The sequence below is a fragment of the Allobosea sp. 05L423 genome (genome assembly GCF_056397745.1).
This window is the reverse complement of record NZ_JBFTOA010000003.1, coordinates 459,410-476,454: the sequence shown is the minus strand read 5'-3', so window position 1 is coordinate 476,454 and position 17,045 is coordinate 459,410. Positions and strand designations below refer to the sequence as shown.

Below are 17,045 nucleotides of genomic sequence, written 5' to 3'. Positions count from 1 at the left end.
CACCGTCAGCTGACGGGTGGAGTTGCTGCGGGTCATGTTCAAAGCGATCGCAGGCCGCGTAAAAGCGGCGGCAAGCGCAATCGACGACGCCGTGCGGCAAACCCATGCGGCGCGGCTGGCGATCATGGCCGCGCGCTTGCGACGCCCCCTGCCGCTTCTTGCTATCCTGATCGCGACCATCCTGCTCTTCTGCCTGTTCCTGGGCTGGTCGTCGGGCCGCGGCGTCTTCTTCCTACTCTCTCCCGCCTCGCCGACCGGCATCGGGGCCGGAATCGCGGGCGCCCTGGCAGGGCTCGCCGTGCTCGAACTCTGCGCGGCGTTCGCGATCACGCTGATGAGCGCGGCGCTGCAGCTCGCCTACGACACCGGCCGCCATCGCGTGCTCGCCTTGCTCGTGATCGCCTGCGCCCTGGTGCTGGCCGGACTTGGCTGGCGGCTGGCCGCGCTCGATCGGGCGCCCCTATCGCTGGCTGCGATCCTGCCCATGCTGGGCGGAGCCGGGCTCGTCGCGCTGACGATCTGGTTCGAGCGCGCCTATCTGCGGCCGGCCTATCCGGGCTTCCGCGATTTCTGGGTCGATGTCGTCGATGCCCGCCTGTTCCTGACACGAGCCGCCCATGGCGAATGAGAACGGCCACACGGCCACGCGTCACGGCGCCACCCCGGCGATGACAGCGCATCATCTCGCGGAATCGGTCAGGGCCGGACACAACGGCGCGAGCGACGCGGTCGAAAACCTGCCCCCGGCCGACGCCACCATGCTGTCGCAGACCGAGCAAACGCTGATCGCCAGGGCGCGCGAGCATTACACCGCGCTGCGGCAGGAGGCGGCAGCCAGGCTCAACGCGATCCAAGCCGAAATCGTGAGCCGGCGGGAACTCTTCACGCAGCAGCGCTTCGAAGGACGGGTACGCGGTGTCGAGGCGACGATGCGGGCCATGCTCAACAAGCACGGCAGCGAGCTGGAGCAGCGCATCTACGATGCCCTCAGGGCCAAGCGCGAATACGCCTTCTTCAACTACGAGAACAAGCGCCGCGCCGATCCCAAGCTCGACAAGTGGCAGTTCATCCTGTTCTTCCTCGTCGTTCCGCTGGTGATCGAGAGCCTGCTCAACGGCAACTTCTTTGCAGAAGCCAGCGATTTCGGCCTGGTCGGCGGCGCGGCCACCGCCGTCATCATCTCGGCACTCAACATCGCGCTCGGTTTCTTCATGGGGATCGGGCCAGCGCGCTACTGCCAGCATGTGAAGAGCTCGCATCTGTTCTGGGCGCTGCCGGCCTATGCCGGGATGATCGCGCTCATCGTGCTGTTCAACCTCGCGGTCGGGCACTATCGGGAGATGCTGATCGCCAATCCGGATGCGCGTTCCTATCAGGTGATGCCGCGCATGCTGGAGAACCCCTTCGCGATCTACGACATCAAATCAGTCGCGCTCGTCATCATCGGCTGCCTCGTCGCCTTTGTCGCCGCGACAAAGGGCTTTACTGCTTTCGGCACCTATCCCGGCCATGCCGCCGCCTACAAGCGCTGGCGCCAGCGCTGGAGTGCCGTCGAGGAGGAGCGGCGCCGGCTCGATGGCGAATTGCTGCCGGAGCTGGAGGGAATCCGCACGCAGATCGACGGTTTTCGCGCCGATTGCCGTGACGAACTCGGCAAGCTGCAGGGCATGAAGGCAGCCGCCGAAAAGGCGCGCGACCTCTATCAGTCCCGCCTCGGGCAGCTGCGCGCGGCCAAGGACGCAGCGATGATGCAGTACCGCGAGGCCAATCTGCGCGTCCGCACGGATCTGCCCCCGGCCTATTTCGGGCAGTCACTCAACCTCGCCGAGATCGACCAGCCGGGAGAGCTGCCGGAATATGTCGCAGCACGTCGGCAGATCGAGGATTTCGAGCAGCAGCTCGCCAGCATGCCGGGGCTCATCGAAGCCAAGCTCAAGGACCGGCTGATGCTGCTGCGCGGCGTCGATCTCGCCGGCGAGATCGAGCAGGTGAAGCTGCGCGCGGCGCAGGCCGGACGCGAAGCTTTCGAGCGCGACGAGGCGGCCCAGAAGCAGGCGGCGGAGGATTTCGCCGCAATGCCGCGATAAAGGCTTGGGCATGAAGACCGAGAACCTGGCCATCGTCGCCTCCCTGCTCGCGGGCGTCGCGCTCGTCGGGTTTTTCGCGGCCCCTTCCCTGCTGCGCGGGCCGCCGCGCGACCAGGAAACGCTCTGCCCGAAGACCGGCCCCGTCGGCCATACGCTGATCCTCGTCGACAAGACGGATCCATGGAGCGAGGTGCAGGCCGGGCGGCTGAAGAAGCTGGTCAAGCAAATCGGCGACGAGCTGCCAGCCGAGCGCATGCTCTCGATATACGTCTTCAACGACGTGTTCGAGCCCGGCTTCCCGGCCCTGATCTCGCTGTGCAACCCCGGCAAGACCGCAAGCGAGCTGATCGGCAATCCGCGCCGCGAATACGTCAAATGGGTCGAGAAGTTCGGCCGCCCGCTCGACGATGCCCTGACCGTTCTGACCCAGCCGGCGAAGGGCAACCAGTCGCCGATCGTCGAGGCCATCGGCGACGTGGTGTCGCGCCGCGAGAACCGCGTGCCGAACGGCGACCGCTCGCTCGTCCTCGTCTCGGACATGCTGCAGAACTCGGGCCAGTTCACAGTCTTCGGCAACGCCGCCGGCGCACGCGACCCGGAGCGGCTGCGGCGCCTGCTCGACAAGGTCTGGCAGGATTCGGGCGCGAAAACGTGGTCTCTCAGTATCCACCAGGTCCAGGGCGTCTACGACCCTAACCGCCTGGAGCAGGCTGCTTCGCTGTGGAAGCAGGCCTTTCAGAAGCTCAACATCTCGGTGACCTGGGACAGGCTTTAGCCTAACGCCGCTTGCCCTGCTTGGGCCCGCGTGTCGTGGCCGTCAGAGCCTGTAGGCCATCCGGACACCGCCCCAGTGGCGCCCCCGCACCCGCAACGGCGCGTTGATCTCGTTGAGAGCTTCGCTGCACCCGTTACCGAAGTCATGGTGGCAGAGCTGGACCATGAACGGACGCACCGAGCGGCTCGCGCTGATGCCGGAGCGGCTATCGAGAATACGCCTGTTGCAGGCATGGACCGCATTCCACGCCGGATCGTAGCTGCGTTGCGGCTGCGACGTCCCCGTATGATGCACCGGCACGTAACCATTGCGATCACTCGGCACGGCGAAGACCAGGCGAGGGTCGCTGGCGAGCGTCCTTTCCAGCAAGGGCGGCAGGACGACTTCCAGAGCCGGCAGGCTCGGGCTCAGATGCTGGAGCGGCTCGCTCTCGGGAACCGGCGCATAGTTCGCCTCGAACAGTTCCTCCTCCGCTATCAGTCCTTTCTCGATCGCGGCTTCCATCGCCGCAGCCACTTCCCGGGCAAAGTCCTGGGCGCGCTCGATCAGCGGCCGATAGGAGCGTTCGATGTCCTCGATCATCTGCGCCAGCGCGTCGCTGCCGGCGACGGCGTCGGGGTCGAAGGCGAGGTGCAATCCATGCTCGCTTTGCCCCGCCATGCGGCAGGGAATCGGTGGCAGCCCGTCGATCGTGATCATGCCGGCCTCACCGCCGACGCGGACGGCCTGGGTACCGGCGAGCAGGGCTCCGCCTCGGCCAACATCGACGATGCGGCTCGAGAGATCGATATCGCCGAGCTTCAGCTGCGCGCGGCGGACTGTCGGGAAGCGATCGAACCGCCGCCGATCGGCGAAAGCCGAATGCCTCAGCACCGGCTTGAAGCGCCGGAGCATGCGGCCGACCAGCCGGCTCCCCTTTTCCGAAGCGCGGCGGGCCCGTTCGCTTTCGGCGACCGTGGCATGGGCAATCCGGTCGATTTCATTTGCACGGAGTGCGACGTCCTCGACGAAAAGCGCGGTCTCAACGGCGTTGCGCGACAACTCCGCCGTCGAGAACGCCTGTTCCTGCGAGGCCTGGCTGATCGTGCTCATAAGCGGATTGACGTCCCGCACGATCTGCAGCGCCTCGTTGACGATGCCGGTCGAGCTTTGCGCTGCGTGGGTGAGGCGATCGACCCGGCTGCGGATATGCTCGACGGCCTCGCTCACCGCGATGGAGAGAGTCTTCACCTCATGGGCGACGACGCCAAAGCCGCGCCCGGCCTCGCCGGCGCGGGCCGCCTCGATTGCCGCGTTGAGCGCCAGCAGATTGGTCTGGCGGGCGATCTCCGCGATGGAATCGACGATCCCGCGGATCTCGCCGGTCGCCTCGGCCAGCCCATCGAGCATCAAGGTGGCCTGGCCCGCGCGCGTTACCGCGGCGTCGAGCCGGTCGCGGACGCTCGCCATGGCGCTGTCGACCTGCTCGGCCGACTGCGAAACCTGCTGCGTCGCCGCAGCCAGGACCGAGGCGTTCTCGCTTGCGGCGCCAACGGCCATGCGCATGCTGCCGGCGCTCTCCAGAATGGTGCGCGAACCGCTTTCGGAATCGGCCGACAGCTTCTCGACCTCGCCCAGCTCCTTCGTGAGCCGATTCATCGCGAACAGGATATCGCGCTCGATGTCATCCACCGCGTCGCGAACGGAAAGGTCGCGGGGGGCGATCTGCAGAGCGGTCGTCTCGGCTGGCTCGACCGTCACCGGGTCAGGTAAAGCCTCGCTGCCCGCTGGAGTTCGGGCGCTCAGCCAGCGTCGTATCCTGCCCTGCATCCCCAGCCCAGTCTCACCTAAGGTCAGCCCTGCATCCGGTTATGGGTGGCGAGCGTTAACAAAAAGCTTCCTCGGCGCCTGCACGGCTCGTGTGCCGCAGAAGCATTGGACCGTCATCCCGGGGGCCGGTATAGCTTGGCCTTCCACGTCTGACGGGCACGAGCCATGAGCCAGCACAGCTATGACGTCATTGTCGCCGGGGTCGGCGCCATGGGGTCGGCGGCGTGCTGGCACCTCGCCCAGCGCGGCCTGAAGGTTCTGGGGCTCGAGCGTTTCGACCTCGGCCACGCCATGGGCTCCTCCCATGGCCTGAGCCGGATCATCCGGCTCGCCTATTTCGAGGGCTCGCACTACGTCCCGATCGTGCGCAGGGCGCATGAGCTGTGGGCCGAGACCGGCCGGCAGGCAGGGCTCAAGCTGCTCCATGTCACCGGCTCGCTCGATCTCGCGCCGAAGGGCGGCGGACCGGTCGAGTCCTCGCTGCAATCCTGCCTCGACCACGGGCTGGCCCATGAGGTGCTGGAGGGCGCCGAGGTGATGCGTCGTTTTCCCGGCTTCCAACTGCCGGCCGGGCATATCGGCCTGTGGCAGCCGGATGGGGGCTTCGTCGCCTCGGAGAAGGCGATCTATGCCCATGTCGGCCTGGCGCAGTCGCACGGCGCCGACATCCGCACCAACGAGCCCCTCCTGGACTGGACGCCGACTGCACAGGGCGGCGTGATCGTGCGTACCGAGCGCGGGACCTATTCCGCCGGCCGCCTCGTCATCACCTCGGGCGGCTGGATCGCCGACGCGGTGCCGGCCTTGTCGCAGCGGGTCAACACGGTGAAGCAGGCGATCGGCTGGTTCACCACGCACCGGCCGGAGCTTTTCCGCGAAGGCGCCTTCCCCGTCTTCATCCTCAGCGTCGAGGAAGGCAGTTTCTACGGCTTCCCGCTTTACGAGCACCCCGGCTTCAAGCTGGGCGGCCCGCATTTCGGGCGCGAGCCGATGGATCCGCGCGAGCCGGACCGGACACCGAGCGAGAATCAGGTCAGGCTCATTCGGGAGTGCCTCACGCGCTATCTTCCCGATGCTGCGGGCGAGCCTTTGACGGTCAAAGGCTGCGTCTACACCGTCTCACCGGACGAGGACTTCATCATCGACACGGTGCCGGGCGTGCCGCAGGCCCTCTTCGCTTCGGCCTGCTCGGGGCATGGCTTCAAATTCGCCAGCGCGATCGGCGAAATCCTCGCCGATCTGTCGACCACCGGCCATTCACCCTTCGACCTCGCTCCCTTCTCGCTTTCCCGCTTCGCGGCCTGAGCCTTTCCAGCAGGATACCCCTTTGGCCAGCGCAGCCGAAAATCGCCGCGGCATCATCTTCATGCTCGCGGCCATGTCGCTCTTCGTCGTCAACGACACGCTGATGAAGCTGGCGCGCGAAACCTACCCGGCCGGTCAAGCCATCGCGCTGAGGACGGCTTTCGCGATCGTCGTCGGTTTAGGGCTTGTCTTCCTCGCCCGCGAGAGCGACCGCCTCGCAATGGCCTTCCGGCCGCGCGTGCTGCTGCGCGGGGTTCTGGAGGCCTTCAGCGCGCTGACTTTCGGCTGGTCGCTCGGGCTGCTGCCGCTCGCCAACATCACCGCGATCAACATGGCCTCGCCCCTGCTCATCGTGGCGCTTGCGGTCGTACTCGGCATGGAACGCGTCGGCTGGCGACGGACGCTGGCGCTGACCGTCGGCTTCATCGGCGTGCTCTTCGTGGTGAAGCCGGGCGCCGCTTCCTTCAATTCCGCAGCGCTCGTCGCCCTGCTTAGCACCCTGCTTGTTGCCTGCCGCGATCTTGCGACCCGTACCATCGGCGACGACGTGCCCTCGACAGTCGTTTCGCTCACGACGACGGTCCTCGTCGGCACCGTCGCGCTCGGTTACGGCCTGACCGAGCAATGGCTACCGGTCTGGCGGCTCGAGACGGTCTATGTCGCCCTGGCTGCCGTGTTGGTCACGGTCGGCACCTTCTTCATCATCAGCGCGTTTCGCCGCACCGATGTCGGCGTCATCTCGCAGTACCGCTACGCCATCATCGTCTTCGCGACACTGCTGGGCTATCTCGTCTGGGGCGACGTGCCCGATCTCTTCGCCTTTCTCGGCATCGGGCTGATTGTCGGCAGCGGGCTCTACACCATGCACAGGCAGCGCGTGCGGCCGGATTCCAGGCTGAAGCTGGACCGCCGCTCCAATCCTTCGAGAGGACCCGCCTGACGGTCGACGGGCCACGAGGGCCCGTCTCAGGATTTCGTTGGGCAGCGCCGCTTTACGGCTCCAGGCGGGCGATCAGGCTGGAGGTATCCCAGCGATTGCCGCCCATTTTCTGCACCTCGGCATAGAACTGGTCGACGAGCGCGGTAACCGGCAGCTGCGCACCATTGCGGCGGGCCTCGTCGAGGACGATACCGAGGTCCTTGCGCATCCAATCCACGGCGAAGCCGAAGTCGAACTTGTTCTGGTTCATCGTCTTGCCGCGGTTCTCCATCTGCCAGGAGCCGGCGGCCCCCTTGGAGATCACCTCCAGCATGGTCTCGACATCGAGCCCGGCGCGCTTGGCGAAATGCACGCCCTCCGACAGGCCCTGAACGAGGCCAGCGATGCAGATCTGGTTGACCATCTTGGTGAGCTGGCCGGAGCCGGCCGGGCCCATCAGACGGCACATCCGGGCGAAGCTGGCGATGACCGGCTCGGCGCGGGCATAGACCTCCGGGTCGCCGCCGCACATCACGGTCAGCACGCCGTTCTCGGCGCCAGCCTGTCCGCCGGAGACGGGCGCGTCGACGAAGCCGAAGCCGCCTTGCTTGGCCGCCTCGTCAAGTTCGCGCGCGACATTGGCGGAAGCCGTGGTGTGATCGACGAAGATCGAACCCTTATCCATCCCGGCGAAGGCGCCGTTTTCGCCTGTCGTCACCGAACGCAGATCGTCGTCATTGCCGACACAAGCGAAGACGATCTCCTGGCCTTTCGCCGCATCGGCCGGCGTCGCCGCCGAGACGCCGCCATGCTGGGCGACCCATCCTTGAGCCTTCGTCGGATTGCGGTTGTAGACGGTGACGTCATGGCCCTTGGCCTTGAGATGGCCCGCCATGGGATATCCCATCACGCCGAGACCGATGAACGCGACTTTGGCCATGAGCAGCTCCCGCTCCTTTTTGAAGACTGACACGCTTTAGCGCGCCGTTGCCGAGCCGGGAAGGAGGATGCGCGCCAGCGGCCCATGCGGCATTTTCCGTTGCAGCCGGGACGCCGGCAGCTTAGCTCGGGTCCATGACCATATCGAACGACGACGAACTGCAGGCGCTCAAGGAGATCGGCGGGATCGTGGCCCGCGCGCTCGCCGCCATGGGCAAGGCGCTCGAGCCCGGCATGACCACGGCGGAGCTCGATGCCATCGGGCGCGATTTCCTCGAGCGGCACGGCGCACGCCCGGCCCCCGAACTGGCCTACGACTTCCCCGGCGCGACCTGCATCAGCGTCAACGAGGAGATCGCCCACGGCATTCCAGGCGAACGGCGCATTCTCGGGGGCGACCTCGTCAATATCGACGTCTCGGCGGAGAAGGACGGCTTCTTCGCCGATACCGGCGCTTCCTTCGCTGTGCCGCCGGTCAAGCCCAAGCTGGAGCGACTGTGCCGCGACGGCCGGCGCGCACTATGGACCGGCATCGGGCAGGTCGGCGCCGGCAAGCCTCTCGCCGGCATCGGCCAGGCCGTGGGGCGCTTCGCGGACAAGAACGGCTATACGCTCGTGCGCAACCTGGCGAGCCACGGCGTCGGCCGCTCGCTCCATGAGGAGCCGACCGAGATCGCGACCTGGCCCAACCGCCGGGAACGCCGGACCATGACAAACGGGCTCGTCTTCACCGTCGAGCCGTTCCTGTCGCTGGGTGCGGACTGGGCGGAACAAGAAGATGGCGATCGCTGGACACTCTACAGCGAGCCTCGCGCGCCCACCGTCCAGTACGAGCATACCGTGGTCGCGACCCCGCGCGGCGCCGTCGTCCTCACCCTGCCCGGCTGAGTCGGCTACACCCGGCTCAGCGCAGAGCCAGATGCCGGCTGAGTCTGAGCTCCACCCGGTCCCAGACGCGCCGGATGATCTCGACCAGCACCAGATAGATCAGCGCCGCATAGAGATAGATCGAGAGGTCGAAGGAGCGGGCGAAGGCGAGCCGCGTCGCGCCCATCAGGTCGAACAGCGTCACCAGCGAGGCGATGGCGCTGGCCTTGATCATCACGATCAGCTCGTTGCCGAGCGGGCGCAGCGCGAGAATCATCGCCTGCGGCATCACGACGAGCCGCAGTGTCGCCCAGCGATGCAAGCCGAGCGACAGCGCGCCCTCGAACTGCCCGCGCGGGATCGACTGGATGGCACCGCGCAGGATCTCGGCCTGATAGGCCGCCGTGTTGATCGTGAAGGTGAGGAGCGCACAGTAGAACGGGTCGCGGAAGAACCACCACAGCCCGATATCCTGCCAGAACAGACGAAACTGGCCGAGGCCGTAATAGACGAGGAAGAGCTGGCAGAGCAGCGGCGTACCACGGAAGAAGGTGGTGTAACCGCTGACCAGCCGGGCTACCCAACGCGTGCCGTAAAGCCTTGCGACGGCGAGCCCGAACGCCATCACGAAGCCGAGCAGCACCGAGAAGAAGACAAGCTCGACGGTGATCCACAGGCCCGACGCCATCCGGCAGCCGTAGTTCTGCAGGACCTCGCTGCCGAAGAACCAGCCGGGATATTCGCACCAGTTCATCGCGTCGCGCCTCCGAAGGCGGCGAAGCCGCGATTGGCGCGCCGTTCCAGCCCGTCGATCGTCCGTGCGGAGACGAGCGAGAAGATCAGGTAGATCATCATCGCCGCGCCGAAGAACAGGAAGGGTTCCTTGGTGACGACATTGGCGCGGGTCGTGATGAACATGATGTCCGGCAGGGTGATGACCGAGACCAGCGAGGTCTCCTTGAGCAGCACCATCCAGTTGTTGCCGAGACCGGGCAGCGCCACCCGAACGAGCTGCGGCAGCACGACGAGGCGGAAGGCCTGGGCCTTGCTAAGGCCGAGCGCCGCAGCCGCCTCGCGCTGGCCCTTCTGGATCGAGTTCAGCGCGCCGACCCAGACCTCGCTGGAGAAAGCCGAGAGCACGACGCCGAGCGCGACCATGCCCGCAACGAAGGGCGGCATGCTGAAGGAACCCGGCAGGCCGAGGCTCTGCCAGAGCTGCTGAAGCAGGATCTGGATGCCGAAATAGATGATGTAGAGCGTGAGCAGCTCGGGCACGCCACGGAAGATCGTGGTGTAGAGCGTGGCGAGACCACGCCACAGCGCATTGTCGGAGCGCTTGCCGAGCGCGACGATGAGCCCCAGCGCAAGTCCGAAAGGCAGCGTTGCCAGCGCGATGGAGATCGTGACGGCGGCGCCCTGCAGCAGGGCCCAGCCCCAGCCTTCGGGGCCGAAGCCGAGCAGCGCGAATTTATCGAGCATGGAGATGCCGGAGCAGGAGAAGCTTATGCCCGCCGGCCCGGCCGGGCCGGCGGAAACGGTTCAGGACGGCCGGCTCAGTCGTACTTGAACCACTTGTCCTCGAGCTTCTTGTGCGAGCCGTCGGCCATCGTCTCGGCGATGGCCTTGCTGATCTTCTCCTTCAGCTCGGGGTCCGACTTGCGCACTGCGCCGCCGACGCCGGGGCCATGGATGGCATCGTCGCGCTTCACCTCGGCGATCTTGCGACAGCAATCCTTGCCCTTGCCGCGCAGGAAATCGGAAAGCGCGAGCGCGTCCGCGACGATGTAGTCGAGGCGGCCGTTGATCAGATCGAGATTGGCCTCTTCCTGCGTCGGGTAGAGGCGGATGTCGGAATCCTTGTAGAACTTCTCGAGATAGTTGGCGTGGATGGTCGAGCCCTGCGTGCCGACCGACTTGCCCTTGAGTGCCGCCGGCGAGATGTCGTCCGACTTGGTGCTCTTCGGCCCGATCGCCCAGATCGGCGTCTTGCTGTAGACCGCGGTGAAATCGACCCGCTTCTTGCGCTCGTCGGTCGCGTTCATGCCGGCGAAGATGACGTCGTATTTGTTGGCGAGCAGCGCCGGGATGATGCCGTCCCAATCCTGCACCACCCAGGTGCATTTCACCTTCATCTTCTCGCAGAGCAGATTGCCGTAATCGATCTCGAAGCCTTCGAGCTCCTTCTTGGCGTTGAGGTTGTTGTAGGGCGGATAGGCACCTTCCGTGCCGATCCGAATCTCCTTCCACTCCTTGGCCTGGGCGAGAGCGCCTGTCGCACCAGCCAGCGTCAGCGCCGCAGCGGCGACGAAACGAACGAAACCTTGCATGGAACCTCCCGCAGTTTCGGAACCGCCGGATTTACCCTTGTCCCCGGTCCGGCTCCGTTGCGACAGATTGGGCGCAGTTTCGTGCCACCCGCAAGAGGGATCGACGCAGCTTTTCGCAGCCGCCCACGCCCAAGGCACCGGCAACGGCGTCAATGCTGCCAAAGACGAAGACGGGCCGGCGCAGGAACTCCGCCCGGGCCTCGCGCCTAGCGGCGCGCATCGATGACCGCGACGATCCAGATCGCGAGGCCGCCCAGAGCCAGCGCAGCACCGACCCAGCCGGTCGAGGTCCAGCCGTAGCCGGCAGCGATCACCATGCCGCCGAGCCAGGGGCCGAGCGCGTTGGCGGTGTTGAAGGCGCTGTGATTGAGCGCGGCGGCCAGCGTCTGCGCATCCTCCGCAACGTCCATCAGGCGAGTCTGCAGCATGGCGCCGAGACCGCCGCCGCTGCCGACCATGAAGACGACCAGCGACACCGCCCAGATGTTACCGGCAGCGAAGGGGAAAGCCGCGAGCCAGAAGGCACTCCACAGCAGAAGTCCCGCAGTTGCCGGAACCAGCGCCCGGTCCGCCGCCCAACCGGCGAAGAGAGTGCCGAACGTCAGCCCGAGCCCGAAGACGGCGAGCACGACCGGAACCAGTGCGGGCGAAGCACCGGTCACGGCCATCAGGGTCGAGGCCAAATAGGCGTAGACCGCGAAGAGCCCGCCGAAGCCGATCGCGCCGGTGGCGAGCGTCAGCCAGACCTGCCGGCGCTTCAGCGCTCCGAGCTCCCGCAGCGGGCTCGCGCCCGGCTGGACCTTGTCGCGCGGCGCGTAGAGGGCGATCAGCAGGACCGTCAGCAGGGCCAGCCCTGCGACGATGGCAAAGCCCGAGCGCCAGCCCAGCACCTGCCCCATCCAGCTCGCGGCGGGAACGCCGAGAATCGTCGCGATCGTCAGGCCAAGCATGACCCGCGCCACCGATTGCGCCCGGCGGTTCGGCGGCGAGAGCGAGGCGGCGACCAATGCCGCGACACCGAAATAGGCGCCATGCGGCAGGCCACTCAGGAAGCGGAAGGCCAACATCCAGTGATAATTCGGCGCCAGCGCGCTCAGGCCGTTGCCGATGGCGAAGACGGTCATCAGCCCGATCAGCAGCGTGCGGCGCGGCACCCGCGCGGCCAGCACGGCGATCAGCGGCGCGCCGACCACGACTCCGAGCGCATAGATGCTGATGACGTGCCCTGCGGTGGGCTCGTCAATGCCGAGGCCGGCGGAGAAATAGGGCAGCAGGCTCATCGCCGCGAATTCGGTGGTGCCGATCGCGAAACCGCCCATGGCGAGCGCGAACAGCACCAGCCCGACCGAGGTCGTGCGAAAGGCGGACGTGCCTGCGTTCAGGCTGCGATCGTGCGCGGCGAGGCTCATGGTCGGCTTTCGAAGGGATGGCGGCACAATGCTGCGCCGCAGCATGAAATAGCCATTCCCAAGACGCCAAGACACCAGCAGAAACGACGATATCTCATGCGTCACGGACATATCGATCCGCACCCCGCGATTCGCTGGGATGCGGCTATAAGACCGCTTCCAACAATGGTGAGAGCAACGTGATTCCCTGGACAGTCCTCGACAGCGCCCCCCTGCCCGACGGCAGCGGAGACCTGCGCCTGAAGCAGCGAGGCAGCGAATTCTCGATCATGCTGGGCAGCAACGAGCTGATGAACAGCCGTCTCAGCGGCTCGGAAGAAGCGCTGGCCAAGCTGGTCTGCGAGCGGCTGGCTGAGCGCTCCCGGATCAAAATGCTGATCGGCGGGCTTGGGATGGGCTTCACATTGCGGGCCGCCCTCGCCCATCTGCCGCCGGATGCGGAGGTCGAGGTGGCCGAACTGATCCCCGCCGTCGTCGACTGGGCGCGCGGGCCGATGGCGGCGGTCTTCGCCGGCTGCCTGGACGATCCGCGCGCACAGCTGACCGTTGCCGACGTGGCCGGCGTCATCGCCAACGCCAGGGGCCGCTACGACGCGATCCTGCTCGATGTCGACAATGGGCCGGAAGCGCTGACAGTCGCCGGCAACGACCGGCTCTACGCTGCAGGAGGGCTGCAGGCCGCCAAGGAGGCGCTGCGGCCGGGCGGCATCCTGGCGGTCTGGTCATCGGGGCCGGACCACGGCTTCACCCGGCGCCTGCGCAGCGCGGGTTTCGTTACCGAGGAGGTCACGGCGCGCGCCCGCCGGACGGGCGGCGGGGCGCGGCATGTGATCTGGCTGGCGGCGCGGCGCTGACGACACCGATGAACGGCCGGGATACCGGCCGATCACCTCAGTTGAGCCGGCAGAGCCCGTCGCAGGGCGCCGCCGAAACGGTCTGGATGAATTCGCCGACCGCCTTCTTCGCATCCGGCTTCAGAACCGGCTGAGCCGCCTGCAGGGCCGCGATCATCGCCTGCCGATCCGCAGGCGCGACGCCTGCGGCGATATCGGCCGCATTTTCGGCAAGGCTGCGCGCGATCAGAAGCTGATTCTCAGGCTTCAGCGCCGGATTGCGCAGCGCCAGCGACGCTCCGGCCACGATCTGTTGCAGGCCGAGGCGCATCTGCCGGATGCCCTGAAAGCGAGCCTCGGTCTTCTCGTCGGCCTGCAGATGCGCGCCGAAATTGTTGATCGCCTGGAGCGATGCGGCAACGGCCTTCAGCAAGAAGGCATGGGTCCGCGTCAGCTCGTCCTGGAAATCGACGACGTTCTTGACCGTGTCCGGCGGCTTCCGATCGGGCGAGAACAGGGTGTAGGCCTGCAGGATCCGGGTCTGCTTCTGGACGATGTTGAGCAGCGCTGGAATGTCCGCGCCCGTATAGGGCTTTTTCCCGAGAATGGCGGGCTCGTCCCAGACATCAGCCAGCACCTTGCCTTCGACGGGATCTGCCAGGCGCGGCAGGGTCGGCCTGCCCTCCGAAGCCTTGATCATCGTCTCCACCGAGGCGAAGGCGGCGTCCATATAGGCCGATCCGTTCTGCGGCACCTCGGCGCGAGCAGCGAACCCCAAGAGGCAGGCCCCGCCCAGAGCGGCGAGCCGTGCGATCGAACCGAACCTCGTCATGGTCTTCCTTTTCCTGCGGCGCGAGCCTCCGCCAGAAGGCAGAGCTCGGTGAAGAGGACCTGCGCCGCGCATTGCGCCGTGTTGCTGGTCGCATCGTATTGCGGCGCGACCTCGACGACATCAGCCGCCACAATGTCGCGCCCCTTGAGCGCGCGCAAAATCGCCAGCGCCTCGCGCGGCGTCAAGCCACCGACTTCCGGCGTGCCGGTTCCAGGCGCAAAACCCGGGTCGAGCGAATCGACATCGAAGGAGACGTAGGTCGGCCCGTCACCGATCACGGCCAGCGCCTTGGCGATAACCGCATCAAGGCCGAGATCGTCGACCTCATTCGCGTGGATCACGGTCATGCCGGACTCGTAGGAGAACTCCCACAGGTATTCCGCACCACCGCGGATACCGATCTGGATGACGCGCTCGGGATCGAGCACGCCGTCGAGCACGGCCTGGCGGAACGGTCCGCCGTGATGGAACTTCGAGCCCTCATAGGGACCGGAGGTGTCGCAATGGGCGTCGATATGCACCATGCCGACCGGGCGCTTTGCGCCGACGGCCTTGAGGATCGAATAGGTTATGGAGTGATCGCCGCCAACCGCGAGCGGCGAGACACCAGCCTCGACGATGCTGCGGAAGGTCGCCTCGATATCCTCGTGGCAGCTTTCGAGCGAGTAGCGCGAGCGGAACGGCACGTCTCCGATATCGGCAGCCTTGATCATAGCGAAGGGCGCCGTGCCGAGCACGTGATCCATGGGCCCCATCCGCTCGATGGCGCGGACGGCGCGCGGGCCGAGACGGGCGCCGGCCCGGTTGGTCACGCCCAGATCCATCGGCACGCCGATGATCGCGACGTCGAGCCCGCCGAGATCGGGCTTGGCCAGCGCATCCGGGCGGTATGGCGCACCGACGAAGGTCGCGACGTCCGCGAAAGGCCATTTGCGCCGATCGCCGGTGAACTGGCCGGCCGCGACCTTGGCGAATCGCGGATCGTGAATGTCGCCGCCGCTGGCGCCGGCATAGCGCTGCCGCAACCGGTTGAGCTTGTCCTGATCCATGCCTGTCTCCTTGCGGACGTTCCTCAGCCCGGAATGCGTTCGAGCATCAGCACCGGGTGGTCCTGATATTCGACCTGTCCGAAGCCCTTGTAGCCGAGCTTTTGTGCCACGCGTAGGGAGGCGAGGTTGTCGGGCGCGATGATGCAGACGCTGCGCCGTGAGCCATGGGTTGCAGCAAACCAATGGTGAGCAGCAGCCGCCGCCTCGGTCGCATAGCCCTTGCCATGCGCCGACGCCGCGAGAATCCACCCGGCCTCCGGAGCATTGTCGAAATCCGGAGACAGCCCCCGGCAGCCGTCGAACAGGCCGATCTCGCCGACGAAGGCGCCGCTGCGCTTCTCGACCGCCACGAACATGCCGTATCCGCGCAGAGCCCAATGGCCGGCGATGCGGGTCAGCCGATGCCAGGCCTCCTCCCGGCTGAGCATCCGGCCGCCCAGGTAGCGAACGACATCCGGGTTGCTGCGCATGGCGTGGATCGCGTCGAGGTTGTCGATCTCCGGGCGGCGCAGGCGCAGGTTTTCGGTCTCGATCATGACCGCTTTAAGCATCGCCGCAGGAGCGAGCCAAGACATGCCTCGGAACTAGCCGAAAGTCGCAATAATCGTCGATGAAATCCCTCGCACTTCGAAAATCCATTCGCTACAACGCGTTTTCGAACGCCGAGCGACAGAACCGATTTCGAAACGCTCGCACCCCCAGATGTCCGAGGAGAATCGCTAGATGAAGCGTCGTCAGTTTATCCAGACCGCGGCGGCTGGCGCCGCGGCCACCGCCGTTGCTATGCCGGCAGTCGCGCAGTCCAATCCCGAGGTGAAGTGGCGTCTGGCCTCGAGCTTCCCGAAGTCGCTCGACACGATCTATGCCGGCGCCGAGATCATGGCCAAGATGGTCTCCGAGCTGACCGACGGCAAGTTCCAGATCCAGGTCTTCGCCGCCGGCGAAATCGTCCCTGCCCTGCAGGCTCTCGACGCCGTCACCAACAACACCGTCGAGATGTGCCACACCGTCTCGTATTACTATGTCGGCAAGGACCCGACCTTCGCGGTCCCCGCCTCGGTCCCGTTCGGCCTCAACGCCCGCATGCAGAACGCCTGGCTGTTCCAGCACGGCGGCAACGAGCTGTTCAACGAATTCTACAAGAAGTTCAATGCCTACGGCCTTCCCTGCGGCAACACCGGCGCGCAGATGGGCGGCTGGTTCCGCAAGGAGATCAAGTCGACCGCCGATCTCCAGGGCCTCAAGATGCGCATCGGCGGCATCGCCGGCTCCGTGCTGCAGAAGCTCGGCGTCGTGCCGCAGCAGCTCGGCGGCGGCGACATCTACCCGGCGCTCGAAAAGGGCACCATCGACGGCGCGGAGTGGGTCGGCCCCTATGACGACGAGAAGCTCGGCTTCGCCAAGGTCGCGCCCTACTACTACTATCCGGGCTTCTGGGAGGGCGGACCGACCGTCCACGCCTTCGTGAACCTGGAGAAGTGGAACTCCCTGCCGAAGACCTATCAGGCCGCGCTGACCGCCGCCTGCACCTATGCCAACACGCAGATGGCGGCGCGCTACGACGTCGTGAACCCGCCGGCGCTGAAGCGCCTGGTGGCGGCAGGCACGCAGCTGCGCCCCTTCCCGCAGGACGTGCTGGAAGCGAGCCTCAAGGCCTCGAACGAGCTCTACGCCGAAATTTCGGCGAAGAACCCGGACTTCAAGAAGGCGATCGAAACGATGGCCGCATTCCGTTCAGACCAGTATCTCTGGTGGCAGGTGGCGGAGCTCAGCTTCGACGTCTTCCAGGTCCGCACGCGCGCGCGCTGACCGGCGAAGGCCAGACGCGATTGTTTCAAGGCCCGGCATCCTGCCGGGCCTTTTTTCTTTGACTGGTCTCTCAGCTTCAACAAGG

17 protein-coding genes are annotated in these 17,045 nt (G+C 66.3%); 8 read left to right on the top strand and 9 right to left on the bottom strand.

What is annotated here, in order from left to right; all coding sequences use genetic code 11:
• Nucleotides 1-34 precede the first annotated feature (34 nt).
• From AC1DNE_RS10370 to AC1DNE_RS10360, 3 genes are read left to right on the top strand one after another with little or no spacing between them, the layout of a single operon-like run.
• A complete protein-coding gene (locus AC1DNE_RS10370) occupies nt 35-628 on the top strand; it encodes a hypothetical protein (protein ID WP_441468534.1) in 594 nt (197 codons plus the stop codon).
• Nucleotides 618-2,087: a hypothetical protein gene (locus tag AC1DNE_RS10365; RefSeq protein WP_441468535.1), complete on the top strand. Its 1,470-nt coding sequence runs from the start codon at nt 618-620 to the stop codon at nt 2,085-2,087. The genes AC1DNE_RS10370 and AC1DNE_RS10365 overlap by 11 nt, the downstream gene beginning before the upstream one ends.
• Nucleotides 2,088-2,097: 10 nt before the next feature.
• On the top strand, nt 2,098-2,862 hold the full coding sequence (locus tag AC1DNE_RS10360; protein WP_441468536.1) for a hypothetical protein: 765 nt from the start codon (nt 2,098-2,100) through the stop codon (nt 2,860-2,862).
• A 42-nt stretch (nt 2,863-2,904) separates the two neighbouring features.
• Here AC1DNE_RS10360 and AC1DNE_RS10355 read toward each other — a convergent pair whose 3' ends face one another.
• Nucleotides 2,905-4,602: a methyl-accepting chemotaxis protein gene (locus tag AC1DNE_RS10355; protein WP_476841025.1), complete on the bottom strand. Its 1,698-nt coding sequence runs from the start codon at nt 4,600-4,602 to the stop codon at nt 2,905-2,907.
• 234 nt (nt 4,603-4,836) lie between these two features.
• Between AC1DNE_RS10355 and solA the strand changes: the two genes are divergently transcribed.
• Both solA and AC1DNE_RS10345 read left to right on the top strand, forming a co-directional pair.
• A complete protein-coding gene (solA, locus tag AC1DNE_RS10350) occupies nt 4,837-5,976 on the top strand; it encodes an N-methyl-L-tryptophan oxidase (RefSeq protein ID WP_441468538.1) in 1,140 nt (379 codons plus the stop codon).
• 22 nt (nt 5,977-5,998) lie between these two features.
• Nucleotides 5,999-6,916, top strand: coding sequence for a DMT family transporter (locus AC1DNE_RS10345; protein WP_441468539.1), 918 nt, complete (start codon nt 5,999-6,001; stop codon nt 6,914-6,916).
• A gap of 52 nt (nt 6,917-6,968) precedes the next feature.
• Here AC1DNE_RS10345 and AC1DNE_RS10340 read toward each other — a convergent pair whose 3' ends face one another.
• Entirely contained in the window at nt 6,969-7,835 is an 867-nt protein-coding gene (locus AC1DNE_RS10340; protein WP_441468540.1) for an NAD(P)-dependent oxidoreductase, read from the bottom strand.
• Nucleotides 7,836-7,969: 134 nt separating this feature from the next.
• On the opposite strand from AC1DNE_RS10340, the gene map reads away from it, so the two are divergent.
• Nucleotides 7,970-8,722 carry a type I methionyl aminopeptidase gene (map, locus tag AC1DNE_RS10335; protein WP_441468541.1) on the top strand — a complete coding sequence of 251 codons (753 nt, stop codon included), beginning with the start codon at nt 7,970-7,972 and terminating at the stop codon, nt 8,720-8,722.
• A 16-nt stretch (nt 8,723-8,738) separates the two neighbouring features.
• Here map and AC1DNE_RS10330 read toward each other — a convergent pair whose 3' ends face one another.
• The 4 genes from AC1DNE_RS10330 to AC1DNE_RS10315 form a co-directional block, all read right to left on the bottom strand.
• Nucleotides 8,739-9,455 carry an ABC transporter permease gene (locus AC1DNE_RS10330; RefSeq protein ID WP_441468542.1) on the bottom strand — a complete coding sequence of 239 codons (717 nt, stop codon included), beginning with the start codon at nt 9,453-9,455 and terminating at the stop codon, nt 8,739-8,741.
• Nucleotides 9,452-10,180, bottom strand: a complete 729-nt coding sequence (locus AC1DNE_RS10325) for an ABC transporter permease (RefSeq protein ID WP_441468543.1) — start codon at nt 10,178-10,180, stop codon at nt 9,452-9,454. Before AC1DNE_RS10325 ends, AC1DNE_RS10330 begins: the two co-directional genes overlap by 4 nt.
• Nucleotides 10,181-10,254: 74 nt before the next feature.
• Nucleotides 10,255-11,028, bottom strand: a complete 774-nt coding sequence (locus AC1DNE_RS10320) for a transporter substrate-binding domain-containing protein (RefSeq protein ID WP_441468544.1) — start codon at nt 11,026-11,028, stop codon at nt 10,255-10,257.
• Nucleotides 11,029-11,234: 206 nt separating this feature from the next.
• On the bottom strand, nt 11,235-12,437 hold the full coding sequence (locus tag AC1DNE_RS10315; RefSeq protein WP_441468545.1) for an MFS transporter: 1,203 nt from the start codon (nt 12,435-12,437) through the stop codon (nt 11,235-11,237).
• A 179-nt stretch (nt 12,438-12,616) separates the two neighbouring features.
• Here AC1DNE_RS10315 and AC1DNE_RS10310 point away from each other — a divergent pair, with 179 nt between their 5' ends.
• On the top strand, nt 12,617-13,291 hold the full coding sequence (locus AC1DNE_RS10310) for a spermidine synthase (RefSeq protein WP_441468546.1): 675 nt from the start codon (nt 12,617-12,619) through the stop codon (nt 13,289-13,291).
• A 37-nt stretch (nt 13,292-13,328) separates the two neighbouring features.
• Here the strand turns inward: AC1DNE_RS10310 and AC1DNE_RS10305 are convergent, their stop codons facing one another.
• From AC1DNE_RS10305 to AC1DNE_RS10295, 3 genes are read right to left on the bottom strand one after another with little or no spacing between them, the layout of a single operon-like run.
• Nucleotides 13,329-14,102: a hypothetical protein gene (locus AC1DNE_RS10305; protein WP_476766608.1), complete on the bottom strand. Its 774-nt coding sequence runs from the start codon at nt 14,100-14,102 to the stop codon at nt 13,329-13,331.
• Nucleotides 14,099-15,151, bottom strand: a complete 1,053-nt coding sequence (speB, locus tag AC1DNE_RS10300) for an agmatinase (protein ID WP_476766607.1) — start codon at nt 15,149-15,151, stop codon at nt 14,099-14,101. The genes AC1DNE_RS10305 and speB overlap by 4 nt, the downstream gene beginning before the upstream one ends.
• A 23-nt stretch (nt 15,152-15,174) precedes the next feature.
• A complete protein-coding gene (locus tag AC1DNE_RS10295; RefSeq protein WP_476766606.1) occupies nt 15,175-15,687 on the bottom strand; it encodes a GNAT family N-acetyltransferase in 513 nt (170 codons plus the stop codon).
• A gap of 187 nt (nt 15,688-15,874) precedes the next feature.
• Between AC1DNE_RS10295 and AC1DNE_RS10290 the strand changes: the two genes are divergently transcribed.
• Nucleotides 15,875-16,960, top strand: coding sequence for a TRAP transporter substrate-binding protein (locus AC1DNE_RS10290; RefSeq protein WP_441468550.1), 1,086 nt, complete (start codon nt 15,875-15,877; stop codon nt 16,958-16,960).
• The last annotated feature ends 85 nt before the right edge of the window (nt 16,961-17,045 follow it).